Origin of the sequence: Natronospirillum operosum (genome assembly GCF_004768465.1) — a bacterium.
GTDB lineage: Bacteria > Pseudomonadota > Gammaproteobacteria > Pseudomonadales > Natronospirillaceae > Natronospirillum > Natronospirillum operosum.
The window spans coordinates 100693-114016 of the sequence record NZ_SRMF01000001.1 but is presented as its reverse complement, the minus strand read 5'-3'; the positions used below and the strand labels follow the sequence as shown (position 1 = coordinate 114016).

At 62.0% G+C, this 13324-nt stretch carries 13 protein-coding genes; 6 read left to right on the top strand and 7 right to left on the bottom strand.

Translation table 11 applies throughout. The features are described 5' to 3' along the window. The first annotated feature begins 7 nt into the window (after window positions 1–7). Window positions 8–685, top strand: a complete 678-nt coding sequence (crp, locus tag E4656_RS00595) for a cAMP-activated global transcriptional regulator CRP (RefSeq protein WP_135480237.1) — start codon at window positions 8–10, stop codon at window positions 683–685. Window positions 686–722: 37 nt separating this feature from the next. Here crp and E4656_RS20165 read toward each other — a convergent pair whose 3' ends face one another. The 6 genes from E4656_RS20165 to rpe all read right to left on the bottom strand — a co-directional run bounded on the left by E4656_RS20165 (window position 723) and on the right by rpe (window position 5795). Further along, window positions 723–896, bottom strand: coding sequence for a hypothetical protein (locus tag E4656_RS20165; protein ID WP_167855867.1), 174 nt, complete (start codon window positions 894–896; stop codon window positions 723–725). Window positions 897–911: 15 nt separating this feature from the next. Further along, window positions 912–1721: an indole-3-glycerol phosphate synthase TrpC gene (gene trpC / locus E4656_RS00590; protein WP_135480235.1), complete on the bottom strand. Its 810-nt coding sequence runs from the start codon at window positions 1719–1721 to the stop codon at window positions 912–914. Further along, entirely contained in the window at window positions 1718–2767 is a 1050-nt protein-coding gene (trpD, locus tag E4656_RS00585; RefSeq protein ID WP_205849109.1) for an anthranilate phosphoribosyltransferase, read from the bottom strand. Before trpD ends, trpC begins: the two co-directional genes overlap by 4 nt. A 13-nt stretch (window positions 2768–2780) precedes the next feature. Then, the gene (locus E4656_RS00580; RefSeq protein WP_135480231.1) at window positions 2781–3386 is read right to left on the bottom strand and encodes an anthranilate synthase component II; all 606 of its coding nucleotides are present in this window, start codon (window positions 3384–3386) and stop codon (window positions 2781–2783) included. 10 nt (window positions 3387–3396) lie between these two features. Next, complete coding sequence (gene trpE, locus E4656_RS00575) at window positions 3397–4881, bottom strand: anthranilate synthase component I (RefSeq protein ID WP_135480229.1); 1485 nt, start codon at window positions 4879–4881, stop codon at window positions 3397–3399. A gap of 230 nt (window positions 4882–5111) precedes the next feature. Then, window positions 5112–5795: a ribulose-phosphate 3-epimerase gene (gene rpe / locus E4656_RS00570; protein WP_135480227.1), complete on the bottom strand. Its 684-nt coding sequence runs from the start codon at window positions 5793–5795 to the stop codon at window positions 5112–5114. A 166-nt stretch (window positions 5796–5961) separates the two neighbouring features. On the opposite strand from rpe, the gene E4656_RS00565 reads away from it, so the two are divergent. Next, window positions 5962–6876 carry a DUF3530 family protein gene (locus tag E4656_RS00565; protein WP_167855866.1) on the top strand — a complete coding sequence of 305 codons (915 nt, stop codon included), beginning with the start codon at window positions 5962–5964 and terminating at the stop codon, window positions 6874–6876. An 18-nt stretch (window positions 6877–6894) separates the two neighbouring features. Here E4656_RS00565 and djlA read toward each other — a convergent pair whose 3' ends face one another. Continuing rightward, entirely contained in the window at window positions 6895–7695 is an 801-nt protein-coding gene (gene djlA / locus E4656_RS00560) for a co-chaperone DjlA (RefSeq protein WP_135480224.1), read from the bottom strand. 83 nt (window positions 7696–7778) lie between these two features. Here djlA and E4656_RS00555 point away from each other — a divergent pair, with 83 nt between their 5' ends. Genes E4656_RS00555 through rsmA form a run of 4 tightly spaced genes read left to right on the top strand, consistent with a single transcriptional unit; the run spans window position 7779 to window position 13313 of the window. Next, on the top strand, window positions 7779–10232 hold the full coding sequence (locus E4656_RS00555; RefSeq protein ID WP_135480222.1) for an LPS-assembly protein LptD: 2454 nt from the start codon (window positions 7779–7781) through the stop codon (window positions 10230–10232). A gap of 25 nt (window positions 10233–10257) precedes the next feature. Then, the gene (locus E4656_RS00550) at window positions 10258–11502 is read left to right on the top strand and encodes a peptidylprolyl isomerase (protein WP_135480220.1); all 1245 of its coding nucleotides are present in this window, start codon (window positions 10258–10260) and stop codon (window positions 11500–11502) included. Then, window positions 11502–12518, top strand: coding sequence for a 4-hydroxythreonine-4-phosphate dehydrogenase PdxA (pdxA, locus tag E4656_RS00545; RefSeq protein ID WP_135480218.1), 1017 nt, complete (start codon window positions 11502–11504; stop codon window positions 12516–12518). Before E4656_RS00550 ends, pdxA begins: the two co-directional genes overlap by 1 nt. Further along, on the top strand, window positions 12519–13313 hold the full coding sequence (rsmA, locus tag E4656_RS00540) for a 16S rRNA (adenine(1518)-N(6)/adenine(1519)-N(6))-dimethyltransferase RsmA (protein ID WP_135480216.1): 795 nt from the start codon (window positions 12519–12521) through the stop codon (window positions 13311–13313). Window positions 13314–13324: the final 11 nt, after the last annotated feature.

The following is a 13324-nucleotide window of genomic DNA, read 5'->3' as shown; positions in this document are numbered from 1 at the left end:
CCCAGACATGAGCAACCTCAATAGTGACCAGCAACACCTGGAATATTTTCTCTCGCAATGTGATCGTCGGAGGTATTCTCCCAAGACCACATTGATCTATGCCGGCGACCACAGTGATGCACTGTATTATCTGGTCAAGGGCACTGTGGCAGTCAGCATTGAAGATGAGAATGGCCGTGAAATGATCATGGCCTACCTGAACGCCGGCGACTTTTTCGGCGAGATGGGTCTGTTCGATCGCGTCGAGCAGCGTTCTGCCTGGGTGCGCACACGCACCGATTGCGAAGTGGCGGAAATTTCCTATTCCCGCTTTCGGGATATTGCCAACCGCGATCCGAGAATTCTCTATTTCATCGGCGAACAGATGGCCAGCCGGCTGCGCAAGACCAACCAGAAAGTCGGTGATCTGGCCTTTCTGGATGTGACCGGTCGGGTGGCCCGTACATTACTGGACCTGTGCCAGCAAACCGAGGCCATGACGCACCCGGATGGCATGCAGATCAAGATTACCCGGCAGGAAATCGGTCAGGTCGTCGGTTGTTCGCGGGAAATGGTCGGTCGGGTACTGAAAGCCCTGGAAGAACAGGGCCTGATTTCGGTCAAGGGCAAGACCATGGTCATTTTCGGCGCCCGCGGCAATACCGAATCGCCGCTGGAGACCTACAGCAACCGCAAGCCCGACTAGTGTCCCTTAACAGAAGTTCGTAGGTTTCAGCCGGGGCTCAGAGCGTGCGGAACAGCCCCGCCACTATAGCCACCACCACGCCTCCCATCGCGACATAGCTCATGATTTTCGCCTGCTGCGGGGTCAGATGGACCGGGAAGCGCCTGGTCAGCGCCACCAGCACCACCAGAGCCAGAAACAGGACAATAATAATCTGTACGATAGGGGGCATCAGCACGCTCTCTCTTCAGTCAGCAAACAGTTCGGCCATCCTGACGCCAGGGTCGGCGGCGCGCATGAATGCCTCGCCAACCAGAAACCCGTGCACGTCGTGTTGTTTCATCAGGGCCACGTCTTCCGGCTCCAGAATACCACTTTCGGTCAGCACCAGTCGGCCTGCGCACTGCGGCAGCAGATCCAGTGTAGTCTGCAGACTGACCTCGAAGGTATGCAGATCCCGGTTGTTGATGCCTATAAGCCGGCTGCCGAGCGGCAACACCCGCTGCAACTCGGCTTCGCTGTGCACCTCTATCAGTACATCCAGGCCAACATCCAGAGCGGTATCGTGCAACTGGCGCAGGGTATCATCATCCAGCGCGGCAGCAATCAGCAGAATGCAGTCGGCACCAATGGCGCGTGATTCGATGATCTGCCACGGGTCGACCATGAAATCCTTGCGAATAACCGGCAGTGTACAGGCTTCGCGGGCCTGCTGCAGGTAGGCATCGGCGCCCTGAAAGAAGTCCACATCGGTCAGTACCGACAGGCAGGTCGCCCCATGCTGGGCATAGGAGCGGGCAATGGCCGCCGGATCAAAGTCAGGCCTTATGACGCCCTTGCTCGGCGAGGCCTTCTTGATTTCGGCGATCACCGCCGACTGTTTCCGGGTAATCCTGTTTTCGAGCGCCTGCACAAAGCCCCGCACCGGCGCCTGGTCTGCAATGCGCGCCCGCAGGTCCGCCTCGGAAGCGTGGCGGCGGCGCGCGGCGACCTCCTCGTGCTTGCGGGCCAGAATGCGACGCAGGATGGTCGGTGTGCTGTCATTCAGGGTACTCATGCGGCGCCCTCGTCGTCATGCACGCGGGAAAAGGCGACATATTCGCGCAGCTTTTCGGCTGCCAGGCCGCTGCCCATGGCATCCTGAGCCATCAGCACGCCTTCCTGCATATCCCTGGCCAGCCCGGAGACATAGATGGCCGCACCGGCATTCAGTGCCACGATGTCCAGCGCCTTGCGCGCCACCGGACCCGAGCTGCCGCCGGACAGGGCGGCCTGAATCAGCTCCAGGCTGCGCTCGGGGTCATCCACATCCAGGCCGGTCAGGGTCTGGGTTTCTATACCGACATCTTCCGGCCGCAGGTCCCAGGAGGTGACCTTGCCGTCCTTCAGTTCGGCCACATGCGTCGGTGCCGCCAGACTGATCTCGTCCAGACCATCTCGCGCATGCACCACCATGACATGCTCGCTGCCCAGGCGCCCCAGCACCCGGGCCAGCGGCTCGCATAGCGTATCGGTAAACACGCCGATCACCTGCCGACGCACGCCGGCCGGGTTGGTCAGCGGGCCCAGCATATTGAAGATGGTGCGCATGCCCAGTTCCTTGCGCGGGCCGATGGCATGCTTCATGGCACTGTGGTGCGCCGGGGCAAACAGAAAGCCCACACCAATGGTGTCTATGGCCCGCTCCACCTCTTCCGGGGTCAGGTTGAGATTGGCGCCGGCGGCTTCCAGCAGGTCGGCACTGCCGGAGTTCGATGAAACACCCCGGTTGCCGTGCTTGGCCACCCGGCCGCCGGCGGCAGCCACCACAAAGGCAGCCGCCGTAGACACATTGAACAGATTCTGGCCGTCACCGCCGGTGCCGCAGGTATCCACCAGATGCGTCTGATCAACCCGGATCGGTGTGGCCAGCTCGCGCATGGCCAGAGCGGCGCCGGACACTTCTTCCAGCGCCTCCCCTTTCATGCGCAGCCCCATCAGAAAGGCACCGATCTGGGCCGGAGTGCATTCTCCGGTCATGATCTGGCGCATGACTTCCTGCATTTCTTCCTGGTCCAGGTGGCCGTGATCGGCGATCCGCGCCAGGGCATTCTTGATTGTCAGCATGTCTGTCTCCTCAACTGATCGCCGGCTCGCGGGTCGACTGCCCGTGCAGAAAATTCTCCAGCAGCCGATGACCATGGTCCGTCATGATGGATTCCGGGTGAAACTGTACGCCTTCGATGGGCAGAGTCCGGTGGCGCACGCCCATGATCTCTTCCAGGCTGCCATCCTCGCGCTGGGTCCAGGCAGTGACTTCCAGGCACTCCGGCAGGCTGGACTGCTCGATCACCAGCGAATGATAGCGCGTGGCCCGGTAACCCTGTGGCAGATCGCGAAACACGCCTGAATCATGGTGGTAGATGGCGCTGGTCTTGCCATGCATGACCTGCCCGGCCCGCACGATACGGCCACCGAAGGCCTGTCCGATGGATTGATGGCCCAGACAGATGCCCAGAATCGGAATCTGGCCCGCAAAGTGGTTGATGGCCTCGATGGAGATACCGGCTTCATCCGGCGTACAGGGCCCCGGGGAAATCACCAGTTGCTCGGGACGCAGGGCGATCAGTTCGTCGAGCGCCATTTCATCGTTGCGCACTACCCGCACCTCGGCACCCAGTTCGCCCAGATACTGCACCACGTTGTAGGTAAAAGAGTCGTAGTTGTCGATCATCAGTAACATGGTTATTCCCCTACTGCGTGGTCAGGCCACGGCTGACCATTTCAGCCGCGCGGAACAGGGCGCGCGCCTTGTTCATGGTTTCTTCCCACTCCAGACGTGGCACCGAATCGGCGACCACCCCGCCCCCGGCCTGCGCATACAGGATACCGTTCTTGATCACCGCTGTACGGATGGCGATGGCCATGTCCATGTTGTCGTTCCAGCCCAGATAACCCACAGCACCACCATAAATACCGCGTTTCAGCGGCTCCAGCTCATCGATGATCTCCATGGCCCGGATCTTCGGCGCCCCGCTCAGCGTGCCTGCCGGGTGCGTGGCGCGCAGAACGTCCACTGCGGTGACATCGGCCCGGCGCCGGCCCGTCACATTGGAGACAATATGCATCACATGCGAGTACCGCTCCACTGCCATCTGCTCGGTGACTTCGACTGAACCGATTTCCGATACCCGCCCGGCATCGTTGCGGCCCAGATCGATCAGCATCAGGTGCTCGGCAATCTCCTTGGGGTCGGCCAGTAGCTCGGCCTCCATGGCCTGGTCCTGCTCTTCGGTCTGACCCCGGTGTCGGGTACCGGCAATGGGGCGCACCGTGACTTCATCGCCATCCACCCGTGACAGAATCTCCGGCGAACTGCCCACCACCTGATGATCATCCAGATCCAGAAAGTACATATAGGGCGAAGGATTCAGGCTGCGCAGCGCCCGGTACAGATGCACCGGCTCATGCGGGAACGGGGCTGACAGGCGCTGTGAGGGCACCACCTGCATGATATCACCGGCCAGGGTGTATTCCCGGATCCGTTCGACTGCTTCCATGTAGGCCTGCTCACCGAAATGACTGTGGAAGTCTGTCTCCTGCAGCGGCTGATCCGTGGCCAGCGGCAAATGCGGCAATGGTGTTTCGAGAAGCTGCTGCACCAGGCCGGTCAGGCGTTGCTGGGCCACATCATAGCTGCCGACTTCCTGCGGGTTGCCGTGCACCATGATGCACAGCTTGCCGCTGAGGTTGTCGAACACCACCAGTTCATCCGACACCATCAGCAGGATATCGGGGTTGCCGATATCATCCGGCGGGCAGGAATCAGCCAGGCGGGGCTCGATATAGCGCACGGTGTCATAGCCGAAATAGCCCACCAGTCCGCCGGCAAAGCGGGGCAGGCCCGGGTGATCGGCGACGCGGAAAGGTGCCTTGTAAGCCTCCACAAAGGCCAGCGGGTCTGCATGGTGGGCATGTTCTTCGATCACCTGCTCATCACGAATCACCCGTACCTGGTGACCCCGGACCTCCAGCCGTTCGCGGCTGGGCAGGCCGATATAGGAGTAGCGCCCCCACTTTTCGCCGCCCTGCACGGATTCGAGCAGATAGCTGTAAGGCCCGCGGGCCAGCTTGAGGTAGGTTGAAAGCGGGGTTTCGAGATCGGCAAGAATGTCCCGCGTCAGCGGGACACGATTAAAACCCTGATCCGCAAGGGCATAGTATTCACTGGCTTCCATTGACTTCAGTTCCTGTACACATTTGTTGATGACACATTCGGAGGGGCGGTGCGTTGTGCAGCCGAACACCGGTCTGCAGGCACAGCCCGCGCGCAGAAGTGAGCGTCACCAACGCCATCGCTGGCGCGATTCAAACCCTGTGTGCTGAAGCAGAAGCCGAGTCGTCATGAATCTTTATGGTCGGTCATGTGATTACCAGCCTCAAACTTTACTGAAGTGTCAAACTTCATTCAAGCCCGGGGTGCAACTGCGGCCAGTTCGGCGCGCATGGCACTGATCCGCTCGGCGTAGTCAGCGGCCCCGAAAATGGCTGACCCGGCCACGAACATGTCCGCTCCGGCCTCGGCAATGGCCCGGATATTGTCGACCTTGACGCCACCATCCACTTCCAGGCGGATATCCGTGCGGCCGGAAGCGGCAATGCGCTGCCGCGCGGCACGCAGTTTGTCCAGTGCCTCGGGGATGAAGCTCTGGCCGCCAAAGCCCGGGTTCACCGACATGATCAGGATCTGGTCAATACGGTCCATGACATGGTCCAGATAATGCAAGGGCGTAGCTGGATTGAAGACCAGGCCCGCCTTGCAGCCGCCATCACGAATCAGTTGCAGGCTGCGGTCGATGTGCTCACTGGCTTCCGGATGGAAGGTAATGATATCGGCACCGGCGTCGATAAAGTCACCAATGAGGCGATCCACCGGCTTGACCATCAGATGCACATCAATGGGTGCGCGGATGCCGTAATCGCGCAGGGCCTTGCAGAACATGGCACCCATGGTGAGGTTGGGCACATAGTGGTTGTCCATCACATCAAAATGGATGACATCGGCCCCCGCTGCCAGCACAGCATCGACATCAGCCCCGAGACGGGCAAAGTCAGCGGAGAGAATGGACGGGGCAATCAGGTAATCAGACATGGTAAACCTTTCGGACATGACTTTGAGTAGTTTGGCAGTACAGGGAAGGACTGAGAACAGCCTGCCTGGCCGGCCTTTTGCGCGCAGCGCATTGTATACAATGTGGACGCTCGGCGCATGGCTTTTGCTGGCTCTGGCAGGCAGTCCGCTGGCGCAGGAGCGGGTCATGCCCGACTGGGAAGCCCATGCAAGGGATCTGGAGCGGCGCTATGAACACCTGATGCCGCCCGGCCAGTACCTGTTGCTGCAGGAGGGCGACCTGACCATGCCCAGCCTGTGGATGGAACAGACCACGGCCCACCCGCAGGGTGGCGTACTGATCATCCACGACGACGGCCAGCACCCCGACTGGCCGCGCCTGATTCACGACCTGCGCCACCACCTGCCCGATGCCGGCTGGTCAACGCTGTCCATCAGCATTCCGCCGCGCCCGGCGCCGCTGGTACCGGAACGCAACCGGGAAATCGACGAACCCAGGCCGGGGTCGGCCGCCGGCAGTGAACCCAACCTCGATTTCGAGCCCGAAGTGGCCCGACGCATATTGCTGGGCGTCAATGAACTCAATGATCGGGGCATCCAGAATACTGTCCTGGTCGGTGTCGGCACTGGGGCGCTCTATGTCACCCGGTCCACAGTGCAGGAACTGCAGATGCTGGCTGGCCCAGACCAGGGCATCGGCCTGGTTCTGGTCGGCGCGCGGCCCGGGGATACGGCCGAGATCATGCCGCTGCTGGGGCAACTGACGGTACCGGTACTGGATGTCTACCTGCCCGGCGATCATACCAATGAAGCCGCACGGCAGCGTCGGGCGGCCATCAACCGGGCCGGACTGACCGAGATAACCCAGGTGCGCGAGCAGGCCTGGGCTTCGGCCAACCGTTCCGGCCCCCAGGTTGTGACCCGTCGTACCTGGGGCTGGCTGCGCAGCAACCTGGCGGGTACCCAGCGTGGTATTCCGGCCGCGCGCGCGGCCCAGGAAGCAGCCGAAGCTGCGGCTGCAGCCGCTGCTGCAGAAGAAGACGATGAGGACAATGCGGAAGCCGACATGGACCCGCCGGCGTTGCCGGGCGAGGCCATCTAGCGCTCTGTCTGGTGGCCTTTACTTGCGCTTTTCTTTCAACACGGCATAGGCACTCTGCAGCAACTGCACCCGCTCTGTGGCAATGCGCTGCATGGATTCCGGCAGCCCGCGGGCCACCAGCTTGTCGGGGTGGTGCTGACTCATGGCGCGCCGATAGGCCTGCTTGATCTCCGGCGCCGAGGCGCCCGCCTTTACACCCAGTATCTCCCGCGCCTCGCGGGCCGACATCTGCGCTTCCGGCTGCCCCGGTCGGCGGGCCTTGCGCGCTCTGACCAGGCGTGCACGAACCTGATGGCGCAGCTTTTCGTACTGCAACCGGTTGATGCGGAACGCCTGACAGATCTCGGCCAGCAGGGCCTTGTCGGTGGCATCCAGGTGACCATCCGCATAGGCGGCTTCCAGTTGGGTTTCCAGAAAGATCATGGCCAGCGGCGAACCACGGGACAGCCGCGCCCGCAGGTCGGCCAGCAGGGCGCTGCGATCAAAGTCGGCCGCCTTGCCCCGGTTGAAGGCATTCATGGCCTCCTCCCGATGCTGATCATTCAGCCCCAGGCGCCGCATGACCAGGCGGGCATAGTCGATATCGGCATCGGTGACCCGGCCCTTGGCCTTGGCCAGATGACCCATGAACTCGAAGGTGCCGACAAAAAAACGCTGCCGATCATCTGTCGACAGGCCCCGCTGCTGCCGCCGGAGCCACCAGCGCTGCACGGCAACATCCACCATATGGCCGACAAAAAGCCCGAAGGCCAGACCGGCAGGGCCGCCCCGGTAAAGACCGAGTGCCGCTCCGGCAACTTTACCCCACCACCACATCATGACCTCCGAACTGCGGGTTGATCTGCTTGCCCGGGCGCACCCCTCACCCCGGGGCGTGGCATCCACGCGCGCCTTTCTATACTATGGCGGCGACGATAGACGGCGGTTCCGAGGCGGCATTGAAGCAGCAGGGCAAGCGTAAAGGAAACCCGCAGCGGTGGCAAAAGCCGCTGCAGCTTCTCGGCATGGGGCTGAGCCTGTCCGTGCTGCTCGGCATGCCGAGTGCTCTGCGCGCGGACACCCAAACCCAGCCAACCGGTGGCTATCTGGACTGGGTGTTCTATGATGACCTGCCTGCGTTCGAACGCAACCGTATTTCCCAACAATGCCCCGGCAGTTTCATCGACCCCTGGACCGACACCGAACTCCCCGCTGATGAGATCTCGATCGAGGGCGAGCGTCAGCGGGGCCAACTGGGCCAGCAGGTCAGGCTGGACGGCGAAGTCCGCATCACCCAGGCGGTGTTGCGCCTCTACAGTGATACCGCCACCTATGATCTGGAAAGCGGCCAGATCGGCCTGCCCGAGGGCGGTCTGATCCGCCAGCCGGATCTGGCCATTCAGACCGCGCAAGCCACTGCCGAGACCGAAACCGACCGTTTCAGTCTCTATGATGCGCGCTATGTGCTGCATATGGCCAACCTGCATGGTGCCGCCGAGCAGATCACTCGCGAGGACAATATCTATCAGCTCGAACGCGCCTGGATGACCCGCTGTGCGCCCAATGGATTCGGCTGGTCCGTGCATGCACGCACGCTCAGGGTCAACACCGATACCGACATTGCCACCGGCACCCATGCCCGCCTGCATGTGGGACCGGTACCGGTAGCCTACACGCCCTACCTGCGCCTGAACCTGAACCAGCAGCGCAGTTCAGGCTTTCTGGGCCCGAGCGCTACCTACTATTCCGGTTACAACCAGTTGCGCATCAGCACCCCCTTCTACTGGGACATTGCCCCCAACTTCGACAACACCACCACGGTCGACTGGATGATCGGCGGCGACCCGGAAGACAATGCCCCGCAACACGCCCACATCTGGCAGGAATGGCGCTACCTGAACCGGTTTCTGGAGGGTGAACTGCTGTACGGTGTTTATCCGGACTGGGACAGATCGGAACGCACAGACGCCCCCGAATGGGGATATGACCTGTCGCTGGCCAGCCGTGATACCGCTCTGGAGTGGACGCTGGATTATCGGGATGCCGGTGACGACCGCTACTTTCCCGAGTATCTGGGCGAAAACTACGAGACCAATGTGATCAACCGCCTGACTCTGGGCTATGAAGCCCCGACACAGACTCGGCTGGATCTCAACCTGGAACAGCAGAACGTCTTCGGTGAGCCGGCCGATCAGAATCGCGTGCGTGACGACCTGGAATACGTCGAACAACCCGGCCTGCATATTCGTCAGCCCTGGTCGCTGCCTGCCGACTGGCAACTGCAGGGGCTGGCCGACTGGGAGCGGCGCTACAAGGAACAGCCGGACTACCTGAATCTGCAGGCCACGGAAAAGGACCCGCTGGAAGCCTATCGGCTGCGCAACCGTCTGGTGCTGAGCCGCACCGACAACTGGCAGAACTGGACTCTGAACCAGCGCTACACGGCCGATCACACCTGGTACACCCTGCCCGACTTCCAGACCGACACCCTGGACGAACACCCGCGCGAAGGCTACAACCGCCTGCTCTGGGATACCCGACACCGGCTCAGCTACCGCTGGGACTGGACCGAGCGCCAGACCCTCACCCCCTTCGCGCAGTACGAATACCGGCCGCTGGACGAGCGCCAGGTTGAGCTGCCGCTGATGAACAGCTCGGTAGACCGGCTGCGCGACCGCAACCGCATCACGCTGGGCAGCCGCTACCGCTTTACCGAGAGCAACTGGCGTTACACGACCGACCTGGAGCAGTGGTTCAACCTCAGCAAGGAACTGCTGGGTGACAGCCAGATTCGCACCGACGACTGGACCAACCCGCAGGCCGGCAACATCACCTGGCGCCACACTTTCGAGGCCGGCCGCGCGCACGAGTTCGGGGCCCTGTTCGTGTGGAAGCCGGACCGCTCCGATGACCTCAGTTTCTACGGCGAAGACTACGCCTTCGATCGCATCCGCCTTGAATACACCTATGCGCCGGGGCGCGGCGGGCTGTTTATCAGTTCGGACTGGAACCTGGACAATGATGGTGAAGACGACCCGGTGCATGAAATCCAGACCGCTGCCGTGGTCCCGGTCACCGGCACCCTGGGTGCCTACGGGTATCTGAACTGGCAGCGCGAGGAAGAAGCCGATGCCCTGGACCTCAGTGAAACCATTGTCGGTTTCGAATACGACGGCTGCTGCTGGCACGTTCAACTGGCCGGTCAACGATTTGTCAATGATGACCCGAACCGGTCGTCAGGGTCTGTATGGTTCGATACTATACAGCTCAACCTGACACTGAAGGGTCTGGGCAGCGTGGGCGGTCGCAACTCGATCATCCGCCGCATGAGCGAACGCATCCCGGACTTCTCCAACCAACTGTTTGATACCCGGTAAAACTGCCGGACTGGAAACCATCACCATGCTGAAGAAACTGCTTGTCGTCTGTAGCCTCGTTCTGTTGGCCCTGCCCGCTGTGGCCGAGCGCCAGTTGATGGACCGGGTTATTGCAGTGGTCAACAACGATGTCATCCTGCACTCGCAGTTGATGGAGCGCCTGCAGGACATTCAGGCCCGCTATGCCAACTCGCCCGGCATACTGCCGCCGGAAGACGACCTGAAAGAGCAGATTCTCGACACCCTGATCATGGAACAGGTACAACTGCAGCGTGCCCGCAGCGCCAATATCAATGTCACGGATGCCGAACTGAACCGGGCTCTGAGTCAGATCGCCGAGCGCCAGAACCTGACACTGGAAGGGTTTCAGCAGCAACTGGCGGCGCAGGGCATCGATTACGCAGCAGTGCGCCGTCAGGTACGCCAGGACATGCAGATTCAGCGCGCCCAGGAACGCTTTGTCGGCCGCCGCATTCAGGTCACCGATTCCGAAGTCAGACAATATCTGCAGACTCAGGTCAGCGCCTCGCTGGAGGATGTCGAATACCAGCTCTACCACGTGCTGATTCAGGGTTCGGAGAGTGATGCCCAGCAGCAGGCGCAAGCCATTGCCGACCGCGTCAATCTGGAAGAGATGAGCTTTGAAGAAGCTGCCGCCGGGCGCACCGTGCAGGACCTCGGCTGGCGGGACCCGGACAGCCTGCCCAGCCTGTTGCGCGACCCGGTGCGGGGGCTGGCGGTCGGTGAGGCCTCCGCCGCTTTCGAGAGCCCCAACGGCTGGCATGTGGCCTACATGGCCGATCAGTCAGGCAGTGCGGCACAGCAGGTGACCGAATACCGGGCACGCCACATTCTGGTCAATGAAAGCGACGGCCTGTCAGCCAGCGGCGCCGAAGATCTGGCCTGGGATCTGTACCGTCGCCTCACTGAAGACGGTGAAAGCTTCAGCGATCTGGCCCGCACCTACTCACTCGACTCTGGCAGCGCCGGCCGCGGCGGTGACCTGGGCTGGAACTCGGCCGGGGTATTCGTGCCGGAGTTCGCCGAAGCCCTGCGCAACACCCCTGTCGATAGCATTACCGAACCGGTGCGGACCACCTTCGGCTGGCATATAATACAGGTGCGTGGTGAGCGCGAGGCTGATGAAACCTATGACAATCTGCGCCGCCAGGTGCAGGAGATCCTGTTCGAGCAGAAATATGCAGAAGCCCTGCCACGCTGGCAACAGGAAATCAAGAACAACGCCTACATCTCGGTACGAGATCTCTGATGCAGCCACTGGTCATTACGTCGGGTGAGCCGGCCGGTATCGGCCCCGACATCTGCCTGCAACTGGCGGCCCGACCGGCCCGCCATCAGGCCGTGGTGCTGTGCGACCCTGACCTGCTGCAGGCCCGGGCCAGAGCCATGGGCCTGAATATCGACATCTTCACCTGGACCCCGGGCCAGCCTGCACCCTTCGGTGACGGTGAGCTGTGCGTGCTGCCGGTAGCCTGCGCGGAACCTGTGCAATGCGGCCAATTGGACCCGGCCAACAGCCGTTATGTGCTGAGCCTGCTCGACAGGGCCGTGGACGGCATAGAAGCCGGCCACTTCAATGCCATGGTCACAGCACCGGTGCAGAAGAGTGTCATCAGCGATGCCGGCATTGCGTTCAGCGGCCACACCGAATACCTGCAACAGCGGGCCGGGGTAGACCAGGTGGTCATGATGCTGGCAACCGAAGGTCTGATGGTGGCGCTGGTCACCACCCACCTGCCCCTGCGCGCGGTGCCGGATGCCATTACCCGCGAGCTGGTGCAGCGGGTTGCGCGCGTGCTCAATGACAGCCTGCAGTTCCGTTTCGGCCTGCACAGCCCCCGTATTCTGGTCTGTGGTCTCAACCCCCATGCCGGGGAAGGCGGCCATATGGGCCAGGAAGAGATCGACACCCTGATTCCCGCCCTGGATGAACTGCGCGCCGAAGGCCTGCAACTGATCGGCCCGCTGCCCGCGGACACCCTGTTCACCGACAAGGTACTGGCCCGGGGCGATGTGGCCCTGGCCATGTATCATGATCAAGGTCTGCCGGTGCTCAAGTACAAGGGCTTTGGTGATGCCGTCAACATCACTCTGGGTCTGCCATTCATCCGTACTTCGGTCGACCACGGCACTGCCCTCGATCTGGCCGGTACCGGCCAGGCCAACCCCGGCAGTCTGGAAACCGCCATGCAGTATGCCATGACCATGGCCTATCACAGCTCTCAGGCGTCCGGTCGCTCACCCTCTGCACAGGCCCCGCACTGAATGGTTCACAGAGCCCGCAAACGCTTTGGTCAGAACTTCCTGCATGACCAGCGTGTCCTGCAGCGTATTGCCGATGCCACCGGTGTCGGCCCCGGCGACCATGTCATCGAGATCGGCCCCGGACGCGGTGCCCTGACCGAGGTGCTGCTGGATTCCGGTGCTCATGTCACCGCCATTGAGCTGGACCGAGACCTGCCGCCCATTCTGCGCGCCCGCTTTTTCAACCGCCCGGAAGGCCAGTTCACCATTGTGGAAGGCGATGCACTGAAGACTGATCTGGCGGCGCTGGTGCCGGGCGATGACCCGCTGCACCTGGTCGGCAACCTGCCCTACAACATTTCCACACCACTGATCTTCCACCTGCTGCAGTATCATCAGCGCGTACGCAGCATGCATTTCATGCTGCAAAAGGAGGTGGTGGACAGACTCGCCGCCGCCCCGGGCACCGGTGACTACGGTCGGCTCAGTGTCATGGTGCAGTACCAGTGCCATGTGGAGCCGCTGTTCATCGTACCGCCGGGCGCATTCACGCCGCAGCCCAAGGTCGACTCGGCCGTGGTGCGGCTGATGCCGCGCCCGGACCGGCCGCTGGACGGGATGGACCCGAAGCACCTGAGCACGCTGGTGCGTCTGGCCTTCGGTCAGCGGCGCAAGACATTGCGCAACAACCTCAAACGCCATATTGATCTGGACGCCCTGGAGCAGGCTGGCATTGACGGCACCCTGCGCCCTGAAAGGCTGACTGTGGAAGACTATCTGGCGCTGGCCCGAGCCGTGACCGAGATTCACCACTGATTGCCGACGGC

Coding starts and splice junctions, on each gene's coding strand:
- trpE (WP_135480229.1), bottom strand. CDS start 4,881: ATGGAAGCCAGTGAATACTATGCCCTTGCGGATCAGGGTTTTAATCGT.
- trpC (WP_135480235.1), bottom strand. CDS start 1,721: ATGAGTACCCTGAATGACAGCACACCGACCATCCTGCGTCGCATTCTG.
- pdxA (WP_135480218.1), top strand. CDS start 11,502: ATGCAGCCACTGGTCATTACGTCGGGTGAGCCGGCCGGTATCGGCCCC.
- E4656_RS00580 (WP_135480231.1), bottom strand. CDS start 3,386: ATGTTACTGATGATCGACAACTACGACTCTTTTACCTACAACGTGGTG.
- djlA (WP_135480224.1), bottom strand. CDS start 7,695: ATGATGTGGTGGTGGGGTAAAGTTGCCGGAGCGGCACTCGGTCTTTAC.
- E4656_RS00555 (WP_135480222.1), top strand. CDS start 7,779: ATGGCGGCGACGATAGACGGCGGTTCCGAGGCGGCATTGAAGCAGCAG.
- E4656_RS20165 (WP_167855867.1), bottom strand. CDS start 896: ATGCCCCCTATCGTACAGATTATTATTGTCCTGTTTCTGGCTCTGGTG.
- E4656_RS00565 (WP_167855866.1), top strand. CDS start 5,962: ATGCCCGACTGGGAAGCCCATGCAAGGGATCTGGAGCGGCGCTATGAA.
- E4656_RS00550 (WP_135480220.1), top strand. CDS start 10,258: ATGCTGAAGAAACTGCTTGTCGTCTGTAGCCTCGTTCTGTTGGCCCTG.
- crp (WP_135480237.1), top strand. CDS start 8: ATGAGCAACCTCAATAGTGACCAGCAACACCTGGAATATTTTCTCTCG.
- rpe (WP_135480227.1), bottom strand. CDS start 5,795: ATGTCTGATTACCTGATTGCCCCGTCCATTCTCTCCGCTGACTTTGCC.
- rsmA (WP_135480216.1), top strand. CDS start 12,519: ATGGTTCACAGAGCCCGCAAACGCTTTGGTCAGAACTTCCTGCATGAC.